We start from the raw sequence: 21666 nt of genomic DNA, 5'->3' as shown, positions 1-21666 counted from the left end.
CGTCATGGAGATGCGCCACGCCGCATACTCAAGATCGGACGCAGAGGGTCCAGAACGGCATGCCGCCGTAGCACGCGGCAGGATAGTTGAAAAATAGTGCTGCTCTTTATATTCATTTATGGAATAACTAAATGAATAAATAAGATTTATAGATATAAAAAAGTGCTGTTAATGTCGTCCCTATTCCCGCCTTGTTCGTCTGTGACTGGCTGAGCAGGCACTACCCAATACCCGCTAAAGGAGCGCATATGCGCACTGTCATTTTGCGTCGAGGCCTTGTCGCTCTGTTTGCTGCTGCGGTCGCGCTTGGCGCGGTCACCCAGGCCCAGGCGGAAGATCTGCGCATCGGTTATCAGAAATACGGCACGCTGGTGCTGCTCAAGGCCAAGGGTTCGCTGGAGAAGCGCCTGGCCGAGCAGGGCGTAAAGGTTCAGTGGACAGAATTTCCGGGCGGTCCGCAGTTGCTTGAAGGTCTGAACGTGGGCTCGATTGATTTTGGCGTGACCGGTGAAACGCCGCCGGTTTTCGCTCAGGCAGCAGGCGCGGATCTGCTGTACGTGGCTTACGAGCCGCCAGCGCCGACCAGTGAAGCCATCCTGGTACCCAAAGACTCGCCTATTACTTCGGTCAAAGACCTGAAGGGCAAGAAAGTTGTCCTCAATAAAGGCTCGAACGTCCATTACCTGTTGGTCAAGGCACTGGAAAATGCCGGCCTGAAATACACCGATATCCAGACCGTCTTCCTTCCCCCGGCTGATGCGCGTGCCGCTTTCGAGCGCGGCAGCGTAGACGCCTGGGTCATCTGGGACCCGTACCAGGCCGCAGCTGAAAAGCAATTGCAGGCGCGGACCTTGAAAGACGGCACCGGCATCGTCGACAACCACCAGTTCTATCTGGCGACCAAGCCTTACGCACAAAAGAATCCGAAGGTGATTCAAGCCTTGATCGAAGAAGTTCGTGCAGTGGGCGAATGGTCCAAGGCTCACCCTGACGAAGTGACCAAACAGGTTGCGCCGTTGCTGGGGCTGCCCGCCGACATCACCCTGACCTCGGTAAAACGCCAGGGCTACGGTGCGCTGTTCATTACTCCGCCAGTTGTAGCTGCGCAGCAGAAAATTGCTGACACCTTCTACCAGCTCAAACTGATTCCGAAGCCGCTCAGCATTGCTGATGTGGTCTGGACACCTCCTGCTGCTGTTGCTCAAGCACAGTGATCGTCAGGCCCTTCGAGGAGACAACTCCATGAGCCTCAGTGCTTCGCAACGCATCGTTCACCGACTGGCGCCCTGGGCACTTCCAGTCCTGTTGTTGGCCGTCTGGCAGCTGTCGGTCAGCGCCGGATGGCTATCCACACGCATTCTTCCTGCACCCAGCGCAGTCATTGAGGCGGGTATCAATCTGGTTGCGAGTGGCGAAATCTGGACGCATCTGGCGATCAGCGGCTGGCGCGCCGGGATCGGATTCGCCATTGGCGGTGGCATCGGTCTGGCGCTGGGCTTCATTACCGGCCTGAGCAAATGGGGCGAGCGCCTGCTGGACAGCTCAGTGCAGATGATCCGTAACGTGCCGCACCTGGCGCTTATTCCGCTGGTCATCCTGTGGTTCGGCATCGACGAGACAGCGAAGATATTTCTGGTCGCGCTGGGCACGCTGTTCCCGATTTACCTGAACACCTACCACGGCATCCGCAACATCGACCCGGCACTGGTAGAAATGTCCCGCAGCTACGGCTTGTCCGGTTTCAGCCTGTTTCGGCATGTGATTTTGCCAGGCGCCATGCCTTCGATTCTGGTCGGTGTGCGCTTTGCGCTGGGCTTCATGTGGCTGACGCTGATTGTGGCAGAAACCATTTCTGCCAGCTCCGGCATCGGTTACCTGGCGATGAATGCACGGGAATTCCTGCAAACCGACATCGTGGTACTGGCCATTGTGTTGTACGCCGTCCTCGGCAAACTGGCCGATCTTGCGGCGCGAGGCCTTGAACGTGTGTGCCTGCGCTGGCACCCGGCCTATCAAGTGAGCAAAGGCGGTGCCGCATGACCAGTCTGAAACAGCAACCTCCACATTTGCTGCGCGGTATTCCGCTGGCAGTCCGCAACCTGAAAAAAGCGTTCGGCACTCGCGAAGTGCTCAAGGACATCGACCTGCATATTCCGGCCGGTCAGTTCGTCGCCATCGTCGGCCGTAGTGGCTGCGGTAAAAGTACCTTGCTGCGCCTGCTTGCCGGTCTCGACAAGCCAACCGAGGGTCAATTGCTTGCAGGCTCTGCACCACTGGACGACGCTCGCGAAGACACGCGTTTGATGTTCCAGGAGGCGCGTTTGCTGCCTTGGAAGAAGATCATCGACAACGTCGGCCTTGGTCTGAGCGGCGACTGGCGTGCGCAAGCACTCGAAGCGCTCGAGGCCGTCGGCCTTGCCGAACGCGCCAACGAGTGGCCAGCGGCATTGTCCGGTGGCCAGAAGCAGCGTGTTGCTCTGGCGCGTGCGCTGATTCACAAGCCGCGCCTGCTGTTACTCGACGAGCCGTTGGGCGCGCTGGACGCTTTGACCCGCATCGAAATGCAGCAACTGATTGAAAAACTGTGGGGCCAATACGGCTTCACGGTACTGCTGGTTACTCACGATGTCAGCGAGGCAGTCGCCATCGCCGACCGCGTGATCCTGATCGAAGAAGGCCAGATCGGCCTCGACCTTCTGGTCGACCTGCCACGGCCACGTGCTCGCGGCTCGCACCGCCTTGCTGCGCTGGAAGCCGAAGTGCTTAACCGCGTATTGGCCATCCCCGGCTCGCCACCTGACCCGGAACCGTTTTCGCCACTGCCCACGCAATTGCGCTGGGCAAATTAACCCTGATCCCCAAAGGAAGACATGCCATGACTATCAAAGCCATCAACGTTCGCAACCAGTTCAAAGGCACCATCAAGGAAATCGTCCACGGCGATGTACTGTCGGAAATCGACGTACAGACCGCTTCCGGCGTTGTGACCTCGGTCATCACCACCCGCTCGGTAAAAGAGCTGGAGCTGGTCGTCGGCAGCGAAGTCATCGCCTTCGTGAAGTCGACAGAAGTCTCCATCGCCAAGCTGTAAACAATGGGTAAAAAACACCCCGGACGGTCCTGGCCCTCCGGGGTTTTTTGCTGTTTACCTAGCAATTATGTGAGGTAGGCGAAGTATCGGTTTTGCTGGATGCTGATGGCTGGTTCTATTTGAAGCATCAGCCATGACCTCTTCAGCCCAAGCAGTTTTATGCCGCTATCGCTACGACCCGCTGGACCGTCTGGCTTCCAGCTCGCTGGCGGGGCAGGAAGATATCCAGCGCTTCTATCAGAAGAACGTTCTGGCGACCGAGATTCAGGGTGCTTTACGGAGCACGGTCTTTCAGCATGAAGACCGGCTATTGGCTCAACAGCGGCACGTTGATGATCTAGTGGACACGACGCTGCTGGCGACCGATCAGCAACGTTCAGTTTTGCAACTTGTGGATAACACTGGGGTTGAGTCTGTGGCGTATAGCGTCTACGGACATCATCCGGCTGAAAGCGGACTAACCAGTTTGCTGGGTTTCAATGGCGAGCGACGAGATCCGGCGACCGGGCATTATCTGCTGGGGAATGGGTATCGGGCTTATAACCCGGTGTTGATGCGGTTTAACAGCCCGGACAGTCTGAGCCCGTTTGGCGAGGGAGGGTTGAATGCTTATGGTTATGTGAGTGGGGATCCGGTTGGGTTTGGGGATCCGTCGGGGCATATAAGTGCTGGGTTGCTTCATAAGTTATTACAGGCCGGAAAAATTATACTGGCGCCTAAAAAAATACCGTTATCACAGTTGCCTGGCATGGTTGATGAATTGCCATATTCCTCTGCTACTGTTTCGTCAACTCCCTCGCTTCCCATTGCGTCATCAACAGGTGCGGGCTTGGCAAGTAAAAGTTCAATTTCCAGCTCGTCTGTTGATCCGAGTGCAGGCGGGACTTTAAAATCCATGATCAGAAATTATAAAGAAAAACGTGAAGCTTTTAATCGTTTTTATAAATCTGGTGCAGCTGACCAGCGCAAAGCAGACGTACTCAAGGCGGCAGAAGCCACCTACCGAGAAGAGTTAGACGTTACAGTGAAAGCGCTCGAAGTGATGGAGGCGTCGAAAGGAACCAGTGCTTTTAATCCTGAAAGGTACAATATTCTGAACGCCAGGTTTATCAAGCGAGAAAGAAAATATAGTAAACGTTTTACGCCTTATCATGAAGGTGTGAAGAAGATCCGTGAATAGTGAGCCTTAAATAACTCGCTTCACCAAAAACATCGGCAAATACAACCCCAAATAAGCATCAAACACCCGCATCCCTTCCTCAGCCATGCGCGGTGTGATCTCGTCATGCAATTGCACTGATCGCGCATACACCCGATCCCCCAGTTCCATCGCCAGCGCAAATACGTCCACGTCATCCGGCAGCGCAGGCAGCTGGAAGTGGCGGTCAAAGACCTCAAGCATCAAATGCCCCAGCTCTATATCGTGCTGGCGGTCTGCCTGGTTGATTTCGGTCAGGCCGTGCTGGGCAAGGATCAATTGGCGGGCGGCGGCGTCGGCGTTGTAGATGGCCAGCATGCGCAGTTCGACGATACGCGACAGGTCGCGCCAAGTGGTGAGCTGGTCGTGATCGATAGGCGCTTGCAGTGAGGCGCGGAAAGCCGCGTGAATATCGGCGGTCAGCGCTTCAAGCAGCGCCGGAACGCTGGCGAAGAAGTGGTACACCGAGGAGGGCGGAATACCTGCGCGTTCGGCCACGCTGTAAATCGACAGGCTGGCCACCCCTTGCTCGGCGAGCAACGTACGCGCGGCGTCGAGAATCGAATCGATCCTGGCCTGGCTGCGTGCTTGAGGTTTACGAGGTGCAGCGGCGCGTGTCATGGAGGCGGCTCTTGGATGGACTGGTGGTTATTGTAAGGCATTCTGTCTGAACGAATCTTGATCGTGTTTTAGCTTGCCGTAACATACAGTTATCGCTCCAACGCTCCGCGTGGTAGCGCATTTCTGGACGCTCTGCGTCCGATTTTGAGCATGCGGCGCGCCTCAGAGTTGTGACGCGGAGCGTCATCCACGGCATTCCCACGCGGAGCGTGAGGAACGAGGAGTGTTCCGGACGCAAACAAAAACGCCGCAAAGCTCAAGGCTTTGCGGCGTTTTGTATTACTCGGCTTCAATCAGACCGTATGCAGGTACCAGTTGTACTCGAGGTCGGAGATGGAGTGTTCGAACTCTTCCAGCTCGCTCTCTTTACAGGCGACAAAAATGTCGATGTATTTTGGATCGATGTACTTGGCCATCACCGGGTTGTCGTCCAGCTCGCGCAGTGCGTCGCGCAGGTTGTTCGGCAGGCTTTGTTCGTGTTGCTCGTACGAGTTGCCTTCTACCGGCGCGCCTGGTTCGACCTTGTTGACCAGGCCGTGGTGCACGCCCGCCAGGACCGAAGCCATTACCAGATACGGGTTGGCATCGGCACCGGCAACGCGGTGTTCGATACGTACCGCGTCGGCGGTGCCGGTCGGTACACGAACGGCGACCGTGCGGTTGTCCAGGCCCCAAGTGGGCGAGTTGGGCACATAGAACTGCGCACCGAACCGGCGATACGAGTTGACGTTCGGGCACAGGAAAGCCATTTGTGCCGGCAGGGTCTCGAGCACACCGCCGATTGCGTGACGCAATGCGGCGTTCTGCTCGGGATCCTCGCTGGTGAAGATGTTCTTGCCATCGCGATCCAGGATCGAGATGTGAACGTGCAGACCATTACCCGCCTGACCCGGATAGGGCTTGGCCATGAAGGTCGTGTCCATCTCGTGATCGTAGGCGATGTTCTTGATCAGTCGCTTGAGCAGCACAGCGTAATCGCACGCCTTGATAGCGTCGGCAACGTGGTGCAGGTTGACTTCGAACTGGGCCGGGGCGCTTTCCTTGACGATGGCATCGGCAGGAATGCCTTGCTCCTTCGCACCTTCAAGTATGTCCTGAAGGCAGTCGACGTACTCGTCGAGGTCGTCGATCAGGTAGACCTGTGTCGAATGCGGGCGTTTGCCGGAAATAGGCGAGCGGGGCGGTTGTGGGCGACCGTTCACGTTCTCCTGATCGATCAGGTAGAACTCCAGCTCGAATGCCGCGCAGATGGTCAGGCCCATTTCGTCGAATTTGGCGACGACCTGACGCAATACTTCACGCGGGTCGGCAAAAAACGGGTCGCCTTCGAGTTCGTGCATGGTCATCAGCAATTGCGCGGTAGGGCGCTTTTGCCATGGCTCGTTGCACAGGGTGTCAGGGATGGGATAACAGATTCGGTCAGCATCACCGATATCCAGGCCCAGGCCGGTGCTTTCCACCGTGGAGCCATTGATATCCAGAGCAAATAAAGAGGCAGGCAGGTTGATGCCCTTCTCGTAAACCTTATGGAGGCTGGTGCGTTCGATGCGTTTGCCACGCACCACACCATTCATATCTGCAATCAGAAGGTCAACGTACAGAACCTCAGGATGTTCCTTAAGGAACGCGTTCGCTTCGTTAAGCTGAACGGCACGCGGGGGTACCGACATGATGCAACACCTTTGTTGTTAAAAATATCAATCATCAATGATTGCGGATCTCAGTCAATCCGAAAGCCATGATGAAGTCAATAGAGCCTTTTTTGCCCTAAAACTGCGCCATATGGCCTTTTTTGCCGCTATTTAGGGCGTTTTATTCCGTTTCTGACCGCTGTTAAATACAAGCTAGAGCGGCCTGTCTTCTATTTTTAACGGGTTGTTGTATAAAAAAATGAACGAGGCTAAGCTCGATCGCAACCCAGTAGAGCAACAATAGCGGGGGTCCAATGCTTCACCTTTCCCTGGTCGACACGCGACTATCAAGTCCGTACAGCGCTCATCATGCCTGTGATATCGGTGCTCGTGGTGGGTTGCCACACCTTGCGACATCCCTGAACGGCTATCGAAGCCAGTCTGCTCTACTCTCAATGCTCGACATTACCACTATAACGGCTTCGTCAGTGTGACCGCGGCCGTCTGGAAATCCGGCCCCGCAGCTGTCACCTTACCTCTAATCGGCGTCTGCCGAAACGAGTTGTACAACATGACGCCGATGCGTCTGGAACGCCTGATCACGATCAGGACAATAAAACCCTGAGGTATTTATGAGTACCAACCTCGACCAGCTCACCGATTGGTTGAAAGAACACAAGATTACCGAAGTCGAATGCATGATGTCCGACCTTACCGGCATCACCCGCGGCAAGATCTCGCCGACCAACAAGTTCATCGCTGAAAAAGGCATGCGCCTGCCTGAAAGCGTGCTGTTGCAGACGGTGACTGGCGACTACGTAGAAGACGATATCTACTACGAGCTGCTGGACCCGGCAGACATCGACATGATCTGCCGTCCCGACCAGAACGCGGTGTATCTGGTGCCCTGGGCGGTCGAGCCCACTGCGCAGGTGATTCACGACACCTACGACAAGCAGGGCAACCCCATCGAGCTGTCGCCGCGCAACGTGTTGAAGAAGGTCCTCAAGCTTTACGCCGATCAGGGCTGGCAGCCAATCGTGGCGCCGGAGATGGAGTTCTACCTGACCAAGCGTAGCGACGACCCGGACTATCCGCTACAGCCACCGATCGGGCGCTCCGGGCGGCCGGAAACCGGTCGTCAGTCGTTCTCGATCGAAGCGGCCAACGAATTCGATCCGCTGTTCGAAGACGTCTATGACTGGTGCGAACTGCAGAATCTGGACCTGGACACGCTGATCCACGAAGACGGCACGGCGCAGATGGAAATCAACTTCCGTCACGGTGATGCCCTTTCGCTGGCTGATCAGATTCTGGTGTTCAAGCGCACCATGCGCGAAGCCGCGCTCAAGCACGACGTTGCGGCGACCTTCATGGCCAAGCCGATGACCGGCGAACCGGGCAGTGCCATGCACTTGCACCAGAGCATCATCGACATCGAGACCGGCAAGAACATCTTCTCCAATGAAGACGGGACCATGAGCGAGCTGTTTCTGAACCACGTCGGTGGTCTGCAGAAGTTCATACCCGAGCTGTTGCCGCTGTTCGCCCCCAACGTCAACTCGTTCCGCCGCTTTCTGCCTGACACCTCGGCACCGGTGAACGTCGAGTGGGGCGAAGAGAACCGTACCGTCGGCCTGCGCGTGCCGGACGCCGTGCCGCAGAATCGTCGTGTCGAAAACCGTCTGCCAGGTGCCGATGCCAACCCTTATCTGGCCATTGCCGCCAGCCTGCTGTGCGGCTTCATCGGCATGGTTGAAGGTATCAACCCGAGTGCGCCGGTGGTCGGGCGTGGCTACGAGCGTCGCAACCTGCGCCTGCCATTGACCATCGAAGACGCGCTGGAACGCATGGAAAACAGCAAGACCATCGAGAAGTACCTGGGCAAGAAGTTCATCATCGGTTACGTCGCGGTCAAGCGCGCCGAGCATGAAAACTTCAAGCGCGTGATCAGCTCGTGGGAGCGGGAATTCCTGCTCTTCGCCGTCTGATCCCGCAGAGCGCCGTAGCAGCAGGTGTGCGGCGCTCTGATAACTGACCTGAATTAAAGGAAGTGCTGCATGAGTGCCCACAATAATCCGCAAACCCTCGAATGGCAGGCCTTGAGCAGCGAACATCACCTGGCACCGTTCAGCGACTACAAACAATTGAAAGAGAAAGGCCCGCGCATTATTACCCGTGCCGAGGGCGTTTATTTGTGGGACAGCGAGGGAAGCAAGATCCTCGATGGCATGTCCGGCCTGTGGTGCGTAGCCATCGGTTATGGCCGCGAAGAACTGGCCGACGCTGCCAGCAAACAAATGCGTGAGCTGCCTTATTACAACCTGTTTTTCCAGACCGCCCACCCGCCGGTGCTGGAGCTGGCCAAAGCCATTTCCGAAATCGCTCCGCAGGGCATGAACCACGTGTTCTTCACCGGTTCAGGCTCCGAAGGTAATGACACGATGCTACGCATGGTTCGTCATTACTGGGCTCTCAAAGGCCAGCCAGACAAGAAAACCATCATCAGCCGCGTCAACGGTTATCACGGCTCAACCGTCGCCGGTGCCAGTCTGGGCGGCATGACCTACATGCACGAGCAGGGCGACCTGCCGATTCCGGGTGTTGTCCACATTCCGCAGCCCTACTGGTTCGGCGAAGGCGGTGACATGACGCCGGACGAGTTCGGTGTGTGGGCTGCCGAGCAACTGGAAAAGAAAATTATCGAGCTGGGCGTCGAGAACGTCGGTGCGTTCATTGCCGAGCCGATCCAGGGCGCAGGCGGTGTGATCGTCCCGCCCGATTCCTACTGGCCGAAGATCAAGGAAATCCTTTCCCGCTACGACATCCTGTTCGCCGCCGATGAGGTGATTTGTGGTTTCGGGCGTACCAGTGAGTGGTTCGGTAGCGATTTCTACGGCCTTAAGCCGGACATGATGACCATCGCCAAAGGCCTGACCTCCGGTTATGTACCGATGGGCGGCCTTATCGTGCGCGATGAAATCGTCGCGGTGCTCAATGAGGGCGGCGATTTCAATCATGGCTTTACCTACTCCGGGCATCCGGTGGCGGCAGCCGTTGCGCTCGAGAACATACGTATCCTGCGCGAAGAAAAGATCGTCGAACGGGTCAAGTCGGAAACGGCACCGTATTTGCAAAAGCGTTTGCGTGAGTTGAGCGATCACCCGCTGGTGGGCGAGGTCCGTGGCGTCGGGCTGCTGGGGGCCATCGAACTGGTGAAGGACAAGGTCACTCGCGAGCGCTACACCGACAAGGGCGCCGGGATGATCTGTCGAACCTTCTGCTTCGATAATGGCCTGATCATGCGGGCCGTGGGCGACACGATGATCATTGCGCCGCCACTGGTGATCAGTTTTGCGGAAATCGACGAACTGGTGGAAAAGGCTCGCAAATGCCTGGATCTGACGCTGGCGGTATTGCAGGGCTGAAAACGTGGAAAAAAGCGTCGATTCAAGCGCAATGTGCATTGTTTAACGGGTGTCGGCTTGAAAGCCTGCCCAGGAAGTTGCCAGACTAATGGCTACACGCCGCTAACTGACGGTCAGTGATAAAAATACATTGGAGCTACGCATGAAAAAATTTGGCAAGACCCTTCTCGCGCTGTCCCTGATGGGCGTTGTGGCCGCCGCTGCGCAGGCCGATGATAAAGTGCTGCACGTCTATAACTGGTCCGATTACATCGCGCCGGACACCGTTGCCAAGTTCGAGAAAGAATCGGGCATCAAGGTGGTCTACGACGTTTTCGACAGCAACGAGACGCTGGAAGCCAAATTGCTCGCCGGCAAGTCCGGCTATGACATCGTTGTGCCGTCCAACAACTTCCTGGCCAAGCAGATCAAGGCGGGCGTCTACCAGGAACTGGACAAATCCAAGCTGCCGAACTGGAAGAACCTGAACGAATCGCTGCTCAAGGCCGTGTCGGTCAGCGACCCGGACAACAAGCACGCATTCCCGTACATGTGGGGCTCGATCGGTATCGGCATCAACCCGGACAAGGTCAAGGCCGCACTGGGTGCTGACGCGCCGGTCAACTCGTGGGATCTGCTGTTCAAGCCCGAGAACGCTGCCAAGCTGAAATCATGCGGCATCAGCTTCCTCGACTCGCCGACCGAAATGCTGCCGATTGCCCTGCATTACCTGGGCTACCCGACCGACTCTCAGGACAAGAAGCAGCTCGCCGAAGCTGAAGCGCTGTTCATGAAGATTCGTCCGTCGATTGGCTATTTCCACTCGTCGAAGTACATCTCGGACCTGGCCAACGGCAATATCTGCGTCGCAGTCGGCTACTCGGGCGACATCTATCAGGCCAAGTCCCGTGCTGCGGAAGCCGGTGGCAAGGTAAAAGTTGCCTACAACATTCCGAAAGAAGGTGCCGGCAGCTTCTATGACATGGTCGCCATTCCCAAGGATGCCGAAAACGTTGAAGGTGCCTACAAGTTCATGACCTTCCTGATGAAGCCCGAAATCATGGCTGAAATCACCAACGCAGTGCGCTTCCCGAATGGTAACGCGGCAGCAACGGCGCTGGTCGACAAGGAAATCACCAGTGACCCTGGCGTTTATCCGCCTGCCGACGTACAGGCCAAACTGTATGCAATCGCTGACCTGCCTGCTGCCACGCAGCGGATCATGACCCGCAGCTGGACCAAGATAAAGTCAGGTAAATAAGCCTGTCATCAAACCTGTGGATGCTGCGTAGCCTTGGCCGCGCAGCAACCAACAGACAGGAATATTGCCTAAACCTTTGCTGGTTGGACGCATAGACGGTAAGTTGCGCGCCGGTTTGGTTTTCCGGACGCCCTCCGGCGCTCAGGCCCCTCTGTTAAAAGGACTCATTCTTTGTCTATTTCTATTTTTTCCAAAGCCTTGCTGGCGGCTGCCGGGCTGACACTGTCGATCAGTGCTCAGGCTGAATCCACCGTGCATATTTATAACTGGTCCGATTACATCGGCAAGACCACCCTGGCGGACTTCGAAGCCGCGACCGGCATCAAGCCGATGTACGATGTGTTCGACTCCAACGAAACCCTGGAAGCCAAGCTGTTGGCCGGACGCACCGGCTATGACGTGGTGGTGCCGTCTAATCACTTCCTCGGCAAGCAGATCAAGGCCGGTGCGTTCCAGAAGCTCGACAAGTCGCTGCTGCCCAATTACAAGAATCTCGACCCGGCGCTGCTCAAGCGTCTGGAGAAGAACGATCCGGGTAACCAGTACGCCGTGCCGTACCTGTGGGGTACCAACGGCATCGGTTACAACGTCGAAAAGGTCAAGGCCGTGTTGGGCGTCGACAAGATCGACTCCTGGGCCGTGCTGTTTGAGCCGGAGAATATCAAGAAGCTCTCCAGCTGTGGCGTAGCGTTTCTTGATTCCGCTGATGAGATGTTGCCTGCGGTGCTCAACTACATGGGGCTGGACCCCAACAGCACCAAGGAAGCCGATTACAAGAAGGCCGAAGCCAAGCTGCTGGCGATTCGTCCTTACGTGACCTATTTCCACTCGTCCAAATACATCACCGACCTGGCTAACGGCGACATCTGCGTCGCCGCAGGTTTTTCGGGGGATGTGTTCCAGGCCAAATCCCGGGCTGAAGAAGCGGGCAAGGGCGTGAAGATCGCCTACAGCATCCCGAAAGAGGGCGGTAACCTGTGGTTCGACATGCTGGCTATTCCGGCAGACTCGAAAAACATCAAGGCTGCCAGCGCCTTCATCAATTACATGCTTGACCCCAAGGTGATTGCCCAGGTCAGCGATGAAGTCGGCTACGCCAACCCCAATCCCGCCTCCGGCGAGTTCATGGACCAGAAAATCCGCACCGATGCAGCGGTTTACCCGCCTCAGGAAGTGCTGGACCGCCTGTTCGTGAACAGCGAGTTGCCCCCCAAGGTGCAACGTCTGATGACCCGCAGCTGGACCAAGGTCAAGTCGGGCAAATAAAAATCCAGCACCCGGCCGTATTGGCCGGGTTGCCTACCTGTTGGGAGTTTCACCCATGGCAGTTGCCTCCGGCGCCTACAAGAAAGCCCTCGAAGGCGGTCAGCAACCCAAAGAGGTGCTGGTCAAGATTGATCGGGTCACGAAGAAGTTCGACGAGACGATTGCGGTGGACGACGTTTCCCTGCAAATCAACAAGGGCGAGATCTTCGCCCTGCTTGGCGGCTCCGGTTCCGGAAAGTCCACACTGCTGCGCATGCTGGCCGGTTTCGAGCGCCCGACCGAGGGGCGTATCTACCTCGACGGCGTCGACATTACAGACATGCCGCCGTACGAACGTCCGATCAACATGATGTTCCAGTCCTACGCACTGTTCCCGCACATGACCGTCGCGGACAACATCGCCTTTGGCCTGAAACAGGACAAGCTGGCCAAGCCGGAAATCGAAGCCCGCGTGGCGGAAATGCTCAAGCTGGTGCAGATGACACAGTACGCCAAGCGCAAGCCGCACCAGCTCTCGGGCGGCCAGCGTCAACGTGTGGCCCTGGCCCGTTCGCTGGCCAAAAAGCCCAAGCTTTTGCTGCTCGACGAGCCTATGGGCGCGCTGGACAAGAAACTGCGTTCGCAGATGCAACTGGAACTGGTAGAGATCATCGAGCGCGTAGGCGTGACTTGTGTGATGGTGACTCACGATCAGGAAGAGGCCATGACCATGGCCGAGCGCATCGCGATCATGCACCTGGGCTGGATCGCGCAGATCGGCAGCCCGATCGATATCTATGAAACCCCGACCAGCCGTCTGGTCTGCGAATTCATTGGCAGCGTCAACCTGTTCGAAGGTGACGTGATCGAAGACATGGAAGCCCACGCGCTGATCCGCAGCCCCGAGCTGGAGCGCAATATCTATGTCGGCCACGGCGTCAGTACGTCGGTGGAAGACAAGCACATCACCTACGCCTTGCGTCCGGAAAAACTGCTGGTTACCACTGAGCAACCCGGCTTCGAATACAACTGGTCGCGCGGCAAGGTCCACGACATCGCCTACCTGGGCGGTCATTCGGTGTTCTACGTCGAGCTGCCGGGCGGCAAACTGGTGCAGTCGTTCGTCGCCAACGCCGAGCGTCAGGGCGCACGGCCTACCTGGGGCGATGAAGTCTACGTGTGGTGGGAAGACGACAGCGGCGTGGTACTGCGCTCATGAAAATCCGCAAGATCAAGCGCGCGTTCGAGCGCATAAAGCCCAACGGGCGGCAGATGGTCATCGGCGTGCCGTTCCTCTGGCTGTTCCTGTTCTTTGCCTTGCCGTTTCTGATCGTACTCAAGATCAGCTTCGCCGAAGCCGACGTCGCGATCCCGCCATACACCGAGATCTTCAGCTACGCCGACGAAAAGCTGCAGATGGTCCTCAACTTCGCCAACTACACCTTGCTCAGTGGCGATGACCTGTATGTTTCGGCCTATCTGGGCTCGCTGAAAATGGCCTTCATCAGCACGTTGCTGTGCCTGCTGATCGGCTATCCGATGGCTTATGCCATTGCCAGCGCCCGTAAAGACCTGCAAACCGTGCTGTTGCTGCTGATCATGATGCCGACCTGGACCGCGATCCTGATCCGCGTTTACGCCTGGATGGGCATTCTCAGCAACAACGGGCTGCTCAATGCCTTCCTGATGTGGCTGGGCCTGATCGACGCGCCGTTGCAGATCCTCAACACCAACCTGGCGGTGTACATCGGCGTGGTCTATTCCTATCTGCCGTTCATGATTTTGCCGCTGTACGCCAACCTTGTGAAGCACGACACCAGCCTGCTGGAAGCCGCGTCCGACCTGGGTTCGAGCACCTTCAACAGTTTCTGGAAAATCACCGTACCGCTGTCCAAGAACGGCGTGATCGCCGGCTGCATGCTGGTATTCATTCCGGTGGTCGGCGAGTTCGTGATTCCCGAGCTGCTGGGTGGCCCGGAAACCCTGATGATCGGCCGCGTGCTGTGGCAGGAATTCTTCAATAACCGTGACTGGCCGGTGGCTTCGGCGCTGGCAGTCATCATGCTGCTGGTGCTGATCGTGCCCATCATCCTGTTCAACCGCAGTCAGGCCAAAGAACTGGAGGGCAAGGCATGAACCGCTTTCGATTCTCGAACCTGATGCTCGTTCTGGGTTTGCTGTTCATCTATGCGCCGATGGTGATTCTGGTCATCTACTCGTTCAACGCCTCGCAACTGGTGACGGTCTGGGGCGGCTGGTCGGTGAAGTGGTACGTCGGCCTGCTGGACAACTCGCAACTGATGGGCTCGGTGATGCGCTCGCTGGAGATCGCCTGCTACACCGCCGTTGCTGCGGTGGCGCTGGGGACGATGGCTGCGTTTGTGCTGACCCGCATCAGTCGCTTCAAGGGCCGGACGTTCTTTGGCGGGCTGGTTACAGCTCCCCTGGTCATGCCGGAAGTGATCACCGGTCTGTCGCTGTTGCTGCTGTTCGTCGCAATGGCGCAATTGATCGGCTGGCCGCAGGAACGCGGCATCATGACCATCTGGATCGCGCACACGACGTTCTGCGCGGCCTACGTGGCAGTTGTGGTATCGGCGCGGCTGCGTGAGCTGGACCTGTCGATTGAAGAAGCGGCGATGGATCTGGGGGCGCGTCCGTGGAAGGTGTTCTTGCTGATCACCATCCCGATGATCGCGCCGTCGCTGGCAGCCGGGGGCATGATGTCCTTCGCGCTGTCGCTGGACGACCTGGTGCTCGCCAGCTTCGTCTCCGGGCCCGGCTCGACGACCTTGCCGATGGAAGTGTTCTCTGCCGTGCGTCTGGGCGTGAAGCCTGAAATCAACGCCGTGGCGAGCCTGATCCTGCTGGCCGTGTCACTGGCAACCTTTCTGGTCTGGTTCTTCACCCGCCGCGCCGAAAACAACCGCAAGCGTGCGATCCAGCAGGCTATCGAGGAAAGCGCGGCAGACGCCTGGAAGCAGCCTGATCCGAGGCGTGCTCCGGCTGCGTGAAGACCTGATCGTGCCCGGAGGGCGTGGGAGCGAGCTTGCTCGCGAACTGCCGGGTACCGGCAGCAACTAGCTATCTCGGTTTATCGCTCCCACGCTCCAGCGTGGGAGCGCAGCTCTGGACGCTCTGCGTCCGATCTTGATAGCGCGGTGCTACGCAGACTTGTGACGCGGAGCGTCACGAAAGGCGTGCCAACGCAGAGCATTGGCACGATAGTCAAACCCGGTTGTGCCTGATGTACCGTACGTGAAGGTTTCACTGTCGGTGCCCGACAGTTCGCGAGCAAGCTCGCTCCCACGAGAAGCCTCATTTCCGGGGTCGGCACAGAGAGTGTCGCTACGCCCCCGGCACCAGCCGCAAAACCCCTTCAGTATGCTCTGCCACGTCCTTCTCGCTGAAGCGCTGTGGCACGTACTCGCCACTCACAAACGCCTTGGCCTGATCCGAATAATGCTTGTCGAACGGCACGCCGCTTTGTCCCACCGGATTTATCCCCAGGCTGTGCGCCGGGTCGGCGAAGTCGATCAGGCGGCGGGTCGAAGGGCCGTAGCCGACGGGCCACGGGGCAGGGCGGATGCTGGATGACAGGTTGTTCGGCACTTCATGAGTGCCCGGCGCTGCATACGGGCCAACGTTGAAGATCATGTCCAGCGGCTTTTGCGACCCCATCGGGTGGCCCTGAGTAAGGGTGTGCGCCTTGCCCCACACCCATTCGTCCGGGTTGGTGCCGTACAGCGACCGCAAGTGCGACACGCTGGCTCGCCAGGCTACCTTGACGGTATTGGCGCGGCTTTCTTCATGGGGTGAATTGCGATTGTTCCACCACGGCGAATCGGCGTCGGCGGCCAGACGCGGCAGGGCGGCGTCCAGTACGCGGGTCGACAGCAGCGTCTCGAACATCGTATCGCCCAGTTCGTCGTGGAATGTTTCCTCAGTCAGGTCGAACAGGAACTGGTTGAACAGTGTGGCACCCACCGAATCAACAGGGTAATCGCCCTTCCAGCTGGCGAGGCGCTCCACGAGGGCGAGTTCGTCCGGGTCGCTGACGACGCTGCGCAGTACCGGAATCAACGGTTTGAGAATGCTTGGTGCGTAATCGGTCTGCGTGCCCAGTTGCAGCGCCTTGCTGGCTGCCAGGTCCCACTTGATGGTGGAGTCGCTCAGTTGCCGGTTCAGCTCCTGGCCGCGCTCGGCCGGGTTGTAATAGCCGGGAATCGGCATGCCGGTCGGCGACTGCGGCTGGAAGTTGGCCGACACGATGTAGCCACGCGCCGGGTTTTCTTCGTGCGGGTTGGCGCTGAATGGGTAGAAGCCCGATTTGTCCGCCTGCGCGGTGCTGCCATCGAGGATGAAGCTCGGGTTGACGCCTTGCGGACGAATCGGCAGTTGCGCCGCAGCCCACCAGCCGATGTCACCTTTGGCATTGGCCCAGACAATGTTGAGGCCCGGCGACTGGATCTTCTCGGCGGCGCTGCGCATCTTCTCCAGCGTGTCTGCGCGGTTGGCTTCGTAGAAACCATCCAGTACCGGGTTGGCAGACACCAGAAAGGACCACCACATGGCAATCGGTGTCTGCCCGGCATTCTTGCCCATCACGGTGTTGACGATAGGTCCGTGCGGCGATTCCAGCAGGGTCAGCGGGACTGGCGATTGGCCTTTGACTGCTATCTGCTGCTCGGTGCGGGTCATGGCCACCCATTGCCCGTGATACCAGACCTGATTGGGGTTATCAGGATTGGTCTTCTCGGCGATCAGGTCCACGTCATCGTTCTGGAACATGGTCAGGCTCCAGCCGAAATCCATGTTGTGGCCCAGAAACGCAAACGGATTGAGCCCCGGGAAGTGCCCGTACAGCTCAAAGCCCGGCGCAGAAAGCTGTGCTTCGTACCACACCGAAGGCACCGAGAAGCGGATGTGCGGGTCGCCCGCCAGTATCGGTTTGCCGCTTTGCGTGCGGCTGCCGGAAATCACCCAGGCGTTGCTGCCCTCGAACTGCGGCAGACCTGCGCCTTCCAGCGCCTTGTGGCTCAGCTGGGCCAGCTGCGCCAGGCCTTTCCAGTCGGCGCTGGCCAATGCCGGTTTAGAACCGAGCATGCCGTCCGGATGCCAGTCCAGATCAAACACTTTCAAATATTGCGGGCCCAGTTGATCGCACACGTACGTCAGCAATGGTTCGGTTCTGAATGCTGCCGCAAAGCTGTACGCCAGATAGCCGCCGATGCTGACGGTGTCTTCGGTAGTGAAGCGCCGCTTGGGAATACCCAGCGCGTCGAACTCCATCGGTCGTGCGTGGGTGTCCTGATACTGATTGACGCCGTCGATGTAGGCTTCCAACGCTTTCCAGGTCGGGGTGTTCTTGTCCTGGCGTGCTACATACGCGTCGGCATGCTCGCGAATGCGCAGCGTGCGAAACAGTTTGTCGGTCTCGACCAGGTTCGGCCCGAGTATTTCCGCCAGTTCGCCACGCGCCAGACGCCGCAGCATTTCCATCTGGAACAGCCGGTCCTGAGCATGGGCATAACCCAGCGCTCGATACAGGTCTGCTTCGTTCTCTGCCCGGATGTGTGGCACGCCACGCTCGTCGTAACGCAGCGTGACAGGTGCCTGAAGATGGCTCATGGCAATCTCGCCATCACGGACCGGTTGTTTGCTATTGACGTACCAGCCCGCGCCGCCTGCAAGGATGGCGATGATGATGGCTAGAATGACGAGGCTGCGTTTCATCCGGTTTCTCTGTGAATGGCGTAGGCGGGAATTAAGACTATCGTTGTGACGCAGTTGATTCGATGAAACCCGATACAAGAGCCCGTTCGAAACGGCTTCAGGGCGAATTCGGGCAGGTGAGCTCGCGAGCATCGCCCAATGTGCAGACAGCAATGTGCACGTTCAATGACAGATGTCTGCGATTACAGCCGCTTAGCTTGCCATGCCGGGGCAGACAGAAGAATATCGTTACACAACTTTACGAGTCATTTGTTGAAATCTGGAAACCACATGTCCGTCACGTTCGACCCCGATAACCTGCGTGCCAGCCTGCTGCCGCTGAGCGTTATTGATCCGCTTTCCATGGAGGGACTGGCTTATCAGCGCTTCTACGGTCTTGCCGGACTGTGTGGCGAAAACGTCATACGCAGCTGGCTGGGGCGCCTCGATGTGGCGGGCTATGAGGTGGTCGGGCAGGTCTGGCTGCCTGACAATCCGGTCGCCACGCTGTTTCTGTTTCACGGCTTCTATGACCACATGGGCCTGTACCGGCATGTAATCGAGTGGGCTCTGGAGCAAGGCTTTGCCGTGATCGCCTGCGACCTGCCGGGGCATGGTCTGTCGAGCGGCAGTCGCGCCTGTATCAATGACTTCGCCGAATACCAACTGGTGTTGCAACGCCTGCTGCTCGAAGCCGAAGGCCTTGGCCTGCCACATCCCTGGCACCTGTGCGGACAAAGCATGGGTGGGGCCATCGTGACCGATCACCTGCTTCATCAGGGGCATGACACGCCTGCGCAAGGTGAGGTGATCCTGCTGGCACCGCTGGTCAGGCCAAGGGCCTGGGGATGGTCGCGGTTGAGTTATCACCTGCTCAAACCGTTCGTAAACGGCATTGCCCGGCGTTTCACCGAAAACTCCAATGCGCCTGCGTTCCTGCCTTTTCTCCTGGCGGACCCTTTGCAGCCGCGTCGCCTGCCCACTGCCTGGGTCGGCGCGTTGTCGCAATGGATCGTGCGTATTGAGCGCGCGCCGCGCAGCCTGCGCAGCCCGTTGATCATTCAAGGTGACGCAGACATGACGGTCGACTGGTCTCACAACCTCACGGTTCTGAAAGGCAAGTTCAGCCAGCCACAAATCCTGATGCTGGGGCACGCCCGGCATCATCTGGCCAATGAATCGCCGGAGTTACGGGCAAGGTACTTTGATTTTCTGGAAGGGCGTTTGCGCTAAGCCGTCGGTACCGATCAGGGGTTCAGGCTCGACGCACTCTGCCCGACGGCCAGACCGGCGCGAATCGCAGCCAGTGCGGCCTGATAATAGGCTTTGCCTTCCGGCGACTCGGCGAAGGTCGAGAACTCTTCAAGTTCAGGGTCGGACAGGTCGCGGTACACATACAGCAGCGTGTTGTTCAGGTCGGCGCTGATCTGCGCCATCAGGCGTTCGCGCTGGCCTTCGAGCATGCCTTGCGCCTGACCGCCGCCCAACAGGCCGGGAATCATCTGGCTCAGGCTGTCGGCGGCAACGCCTGCGATGGCCAGGCTGACTTCCGCCCCGGCCTGTCTGGCTGGCAGCGCCTGGGCCAGGTGGCCAATCAGCAACTGACGCGTGGCATCCGCTTCGATATGTGGCAGCCCTTGCGCGTGCTTGGCCAACTGGTCGGCGCGGGTGGCGGTCAGCTCGGCGTTGACGATCTTGCGGCCCAACGGCGACTGAAAGAATTGCAGCGAGGGCTTGGGGTCCTTGAGGCTTTCACGCAGGCGCCTGGACGCGCGCTGATCCATGGCCTGGGGGGAAAAACGCTGATTGCTGTTATTGACCAGCGCTTGATAAACCGCAGGCGGCAGGTTGTTGCTGTAGCGCTGTTGGGCAGCCTTGAGAGCATCGTTGAAATGCGCGCGCTGTTCCGGCCAGCCTGCGGCCTTGTACAACTGATCGTAGCTGTCTGCCCAGGCAGGGGAGGTGCAGAACATCAACAGCAAAACAAACAAACGACGCATTGGGGACTCCTGTCGGCAGGCCGCTATTCTCCGGGTGTTAGCGTGGATTTGTCGAGTTATGAGTGCCGCCAGCGAGTGAAATCTCACGCGTGTGATACTGCATGTATACGCCTCTGTCAGATTTCATGGCTTATCGATACTATGCACGCCATGCGCATACCCTCTGACCACCCACTGCTGTTGCGAATCGTCGACGACCTGGCCGCCAACGGCTGGTCGCAGCAGAATGTTTTCCTGCCCGAAGCTCTGACTCTTGAACTTGAGCAAGAGTGCCGAAAACGTGCTGCCGAAGGTGAGCTCGAGCCTGCCGCTATTGGCAAGGGGGTAGCGCAGGAAATACGCGAAGGCATTCGTGGTGACCGCATTCAGTGGCTTGAAGCGGGGCAGGTGCAGTGTTGCGACAGCTATCTGGAATTGATGGAAAGCCTGCGTCAGGCGCTCAATCGCGGCCTTTTTCTGGGGCTGGAGGACTATGAAAGCCATTTTGCGCTGTATCCACCGGGTGCCCGCTACCTCCGGCATGTGGATCGCTTTCGCGATGATGACAAGCGCATGGTGTCGGCGGTGCTCTACCTCAACAATGCCTGGCTGCCCGAGCATGGCGGCCAGTTGCGTATGTATCTCAAGGACGATGTAGCTTACGACGTCCAGCCTACAGGCGGTTGCCTGGTGGTTTTTCTGTCCGGTGATATTCCCCACGAAGTCATGCCTGCCAGCCGTGATCGACTGTCACTGACAGGCTGGTTCAGGCGCCGCAGCAATGAGTTGTTCCAGTGACCTGTAGCCCGTTCATGAAAACTGTTTCATCAATGCAGTGAGCCATTGAGCCCGGCTGCGGTCTATCGTGAGCACTCCTGAACCGACGGATTTGTTGTGTGAGGGTCGACTTACGTCAACTGTAATCGGAGCAATCATGAAATCCTTATTTTCTGGAACGATGGTCGCGGGCCTGTTGCTCAGCGCATCCATGCTGGTCAGCGCCGCCGATATGCCACGCACTGCATCCCCTGAAGGCGCCGAGGTGTACATCATCTCGCCCAAGGACGGTGAAACCGTCACCTCACCGTTCACGGTGCAATTCGGCCTCAAGGGCATGGGTGTCGCGCCTGCGGGTGTCGATGTTCCCGAGACCGGTCACCATCACCTGCTGATCGACGTGAAGGACCAGCCGTCGATGAATGCGCCGCTGCCGGTCAGTGACAACATCCGCCACTTCGGCAAGGGCCAGACCGAAACCGAAATCAACCTGCCGCCTGGTCAGCACACATTGCAATTGCTGATGGGCGACAAAGGCCATATGCCGCTGAACCCGTCGGTCGAGTCAAAGAAGATCACGATCAATGTGAAGTAGGGCTGTCAGTGCTTGTGTGACGCCAAGCGTCACGAACGGCACTCCCACGCTGGAGCCTGGAAGAACACTTATCGTGCCCATGCTCCGCGTGGGCATGCAGTTCTGGACGCTCTGCGTCCGATCTTGAGGGGGCTTGTAGCGGAAGG

Annotated in this window: 19 protein-coding genes; 15 read left to right on the top strand and 4 right to left on the bottom strand. The window is 58.1% G+C overall.

The annotated features are described in order from the left end of the window. Positions 1–248: 248 nt before the first annotated feature. From RYC17_RS23210 to RYC17_RS23190, 5 genes are all read left to right on the top strand, one after another. Positions 249–1214, top strand: coding sequence for a sulfonate ABC transporter substrate-binding protein (locus RYC17_RS23210; RefSeq protein WP_316904560.1), 966 nt, complete (start codon positions 249–251; stop codon positions 1212–1214). 28 nt (positions 1215–1242) lie between these two features. Next, positions 1243–2040 (top strand): aliphatic sulfonate ABC transporter permease SsuC, encoded by a 798-nt coding sequence (gene ssuC, locus RYC17_RS23205; protein ID WP_032614408.1) that lies wholly within the window; start codon positions 1243–1245, stop codon positions 2038–2040. After that, positions 2037–2849, top strand: coding sequence for an aliphatic sulfonates ABC transporter ATP-binding protein (gene ssuB / locus RYC17_RS23200; RefSeq protein WP_002555771.1), 813 nt, complete (start codon positions 2037–2039; stop codon positions 2847–2849). Before ssuC ends, ssuB begins: the two co-directional genes overlap by 4 nt. Before the next feature lie 26 nt (positions 2850–2875). Next, entirely contained in the window at positions 2876–3091 is a 216-nt protein-coding gene (locus RYC17_RS23195; protein ID WP_002555770.1) for a molybdopterin-binding protein, read from the top strand. Positions 3092–3224: 133 nt separating this feature from the next. Further along, on the top strand, positions 3225–4271 hold the full coding sequence (locus RYC17_RS23190; RefSeq protein ID WP_122280893.1) for an RHS repeat-associated core domain-containing protein: 1047 nt from the start codon (positions 3225–3227) through the stop codon (positions 4269–4271). 6 nt (positions 4272–4277) lie between these two features. On the opposite strand, the gene RYC17_RS23185 is transcribed toward RYC17_RS23190, so the two are convergent. Next, on the bottom strand, positions 4278–4910 hold the full coding sequence (locus tag RYC17_RS23185) for a TetR/AcrR family transcriptional regulator (protein WP_058400074.1): 633 nt from the start codon (positions 4908–4910) through the stop codon (positions 4278–4280). Between the two features lie 293 nt (positions 4911–5203). Next, the gene (locus tag RYC17_RS23180; protein WP_003413528.1) at positions 5204–6580 is read right to left on the bottom strand and encodes a glutamine synthetase family protein; all 1377 of its coding nucleotides are present in this window, start codon (positions 6578–6580) and stop codon (positions 5204–5206) included. A 593-nt stretch (positions 6581–7173) separates the two neighbouring features. Between RYC17_RS23180 and RYC17_RS23175 the strand changes: the two genes are divergently transcribed. The 7 genes from RYC17_RS23175 to RYC17_RS23145 all read left to right on the top strand — a co-directional run bounded on the left by RYC17_RS23175 (position 7174) and on the right by RYC17_RS23145 (position 15468). Further along, on the top strand, positions 7174–8532 hold the full coding sequence (locus tag RYC17_RS23175) for a glutamine synthetase family protein (RefSeq protein ID WP_002555767.1): 1359 nt from the start codon (positions 7174–7176) through the stop codon (positions 8530–8532). 69 nt (positions 8533–8601) lie between these two features. Further along, a complete protein-coding gene (locus RYC17_RS23170) occupies positions 8602–9969 on the top strand; it encodes an aspartate aminotransferase family protein (protein ID WP_316904559.1) in 1368 nt (455 codons plus the stop codon). Positions 9970–10111: 142 nt separating this feature from the next. Next, positions 10112–11209, top strand: coding sequence for a polyamine ABC transporter substrate-binding protein (locus tag RYC17_RS23165; RefSeq protein WP_004663257.1), 1098 nt, complete (start codon positions 10112–10114; stop codon positions 11207–11209). Between the two features lie 171 nt (positions 11210–11380). Beyond that, complete coding sequence (locus RYC17_RS23160) at positions 11381–12475, top strand: polyamine ABC transporter substrate-binding protein (RefSeq protein WP_316904558.1); 1095 nt, start codon at positions 11381–11383, stop codon at positions 12473–12475. 55 nt (positions 12476–12530) lie between these two features. Next, positions 12531–13673, top strand: coding sequence for a polyamine ABC transporter ATP-binding protein (gene potA, locus RYC17_RS23155; protein WP_058400076.1), 1143 nt, complete (start codon positions 12531–12533; stop codon positions 13671–13673). Continuing rightward, the gene (locus tag RYC17_RS23150; protein ID WP_003372160.1) at positions 13670–14590 is read left to right on the top strand and encodes an ABC transporter permease subunit; all 921 of its coding nucleotides are present in this window, start codon (positions 13670–13672) and stop codon (positions 14588–14590) included. The genes potA and RYC17_RS23150 overlap by 4 nt, the downstream gene beginning before the upstream one ends. Beyond that, a complete protein-coding gene (locus tag RYC17_RS23145) occupies positions 14587–15468 on the top strand; it encodes an ABC transporter permease subunit (RefSeq protein ID WP_003318275.1) in 882 nt (293 codons plus the stop codon). The genes RYC17_RS23150 and RYC17_RS23145 overlap by 4 nt, the downstream gene beginning before the upstream one ends. A 334-nt stretch (positions 15469–15802) precedes the next feature. Here RYC17_RS23145 and RYC17_RS23140 read toward each other — a convergent pair whose 3' ends face one another. Further along, a complete protein-coding gene (locus RYC17_RS23140; protein ID WP_122280897.1) occupies positions 15803–18190 on the bottom strand; it encodes a penicillin acylase family protein in 2388 nt (795 codons plus the stop codon). Between the two features lie 270 nt (positions 18191–18460). Between RYC17_RS23140 and RYC17_RS23135 the strand changes: the two genes are divergently transcribed. Next, positions 18461–19402, top strand: a complete 942-nt coding sequence (locus tag RYC17_RS23135; RefSeq protein WP_122280898.1) for an alpha/beta hydrolase — start codon at positions 18461–18463, stop codon at positions 19400–19402. Positions 19403–19416: 14 nt separating this feature from the next. On the opposite strand, the gene RYC17_RS23130 is transcribed toward RYC17_RS23135, so the two are convergent. Continuing rightward, entirely contained in the window at positions 19417–20169 is a 753-nt protein-coding gene (locus tag RYC17_RS23130) for a DUF2059 domain-containing protein (RefSeq protein ID WP_058400080.1), read from the bottom strand. 141 nt (positions 20170–20310) lie between these two features. Here RYC17_RS23130 and RYC17_RS23125 point away from each other — a divergent pair, with 141 nt between their 5' ends. Both RYC17_RS23125 and RYC17_RS23120 read left to right on the top strand, forming a co-directional pair. Next, on the top strand, positions 20311–20946 hold the full coding sequence (locus RYC17_RS23125) for a 2OG-Fe(II) oxygenase (protein WP_193601293.1): 636 nt from the start codon (positions 20311–20313) through the stop codon (positions 20944–20946). A 136-nt stretch (positions 20947–21082) separates the two neighbouring features. Continuing rightward, positions 21083–21520 carry a DUF4399 domain-containing protein gene (locus tag RYC17_RS23120; RefSeq protein WP_057453652.1) on the top strand — a complete coding sequence of 146 codons (438 nt, stop codon included), beginning with the start codon at positions 21083–21085 and terminating at the stop codon, positions 21518–21520. Positions 21521–21666 lie beyond the last annotated feature (146 nt).

The organism is Pseudomonas syringae group sp. J248-6 (assembly GCF_032586995.1).
Classification (GTDB): domain Bacteria; phylum Pseudomonadota; class Gammaproteobacteria; order Pseudomonadales; family Pseudomonadaceae; genus Aquipseudomonas; species Aquipseudomonas amygdali.
This window is presented reverse-complemented; position numbering and strand designations above follow the sequence as displayed.

Coding starts and splice junctions, on each gene's coding strand:
- RYC17_RS23210 (WP_316904560.1), top strand. CDS start 249: ATGCGCACTGTCATTTTGCGTCGAGGCCTTGTCGCTCTGTTTGCTGCT.
- ssuC (WP_032614408.1), top strand. CDS start 1,243: ATGAGCCTCAGTGCTTCGCAACGCATCGTTCACCGACTGGCGCCCTGG.
- ssuB (WP_002555771.1), top strand. CDS start 2,037: ATGACCAGTCTGAAACAGCAACCTCCACATTTGCTGCGCGGTATTCCG.
- RYC17_RS23195 (WP_002555770.1), top strand. CDS start 2,876: ATGACTATCAAAGCCATCAACGTTCGCAACCAGTTCAAAGGCACCATC.
- RYC17_RS23190 (WP_122280893.1), top strand. CDS start 3,225: ATGACCTCTTCAGCCCAAGCAGTTTTATGCCGCTATCGCTACGACCCG.
- RYC17_RS23185 (WP_058400074.1), bottom strand. CDS start 4,910: ATGACACGCGCCGCTGCACCTCGTAAACCTCAAGCACGCAGCCAGGCC.
- RYC17_RS23180 (WP_003413528.1), bottom strand. CDS start 6,580: ATGTCGGTACCCCCGCGTGCCGTTCAGCTTAACGAAGCGAACGCGTTC.
- RYC17_RS23175 (WP_002555767.1), top strand. CDS start 7,174: ATGAGTACCAACCTCGACCAGCTCACCGATTGGTTGAAAGAACACAAG.
- RYC17_RS23170 (WP_316904559.1), top strand. CDS start 8,602: ATGAGTGCCCACAATAATCCGCAAACCCTCGAATGGCAGGCCTTGAGC.
- RYC17_RS23165 (WP_004663257.1), top strand. CDS start 10,112: ATGAAAAAATTTGGCAAGACCCTTCTCGCGCTGTCCCTGATGGGCGTT.
- potA (WP_058400076.1), top strand. CDS start 12,531: ATGGCAGTTGCCTCCGGCGCCTACAAGAAAGCCCTCGAAGGCGGTCAG.
- RYC17_RS23150 (WP_003372160.1), top strand. CDS start 13,670: ATGAAAATCCGCAAGATCAAGCGCGCGTTCGAGCGCATAAAGCCCAAC.
- RYC17_RS23145 (WP_003318275.1), top strand. CDS start 14,587: ATGAACCGCTTTCGATTCTCGAACCTGATGCTCGTTCTGGGTTTGCTG.
- RYC17_RS23140 (WP_122280897.1), bottom strand. CDS start 18,190: ATGAAACGCAGCCTCGTCATTCTAGCCATCATCATCGCCATCCTTGCA.
- RYC17_RS23135 (WP_122280898.1), top strand. CDS start 18,461: ATGTCCGTCACGTTCGACCCCGATAACCTGCGTGCCAGCCTGCTGCCG.
- RYC17_RS23130 (WP_058400080.1), bottom strand. CDS start 20,169: ATGCGTCGTTTGTTTGTTTTGCTGTTGATGTTCTGCACCTCCCCTGCC.
- RYC17_RS23125 (WP_193601293.1), top strand. CDS start 20,311: ATGCACGCCATGCGCATACCCTCTGACCACCCACTGCTGTTGCGAATC.
- RYC17_RS23120 (WP_057453652.1), top strand. CDS start 21,083: ATGAAATCCTTATTTTCTGGAACGATGGTCGCGGGCCTGTTGCTCAGC.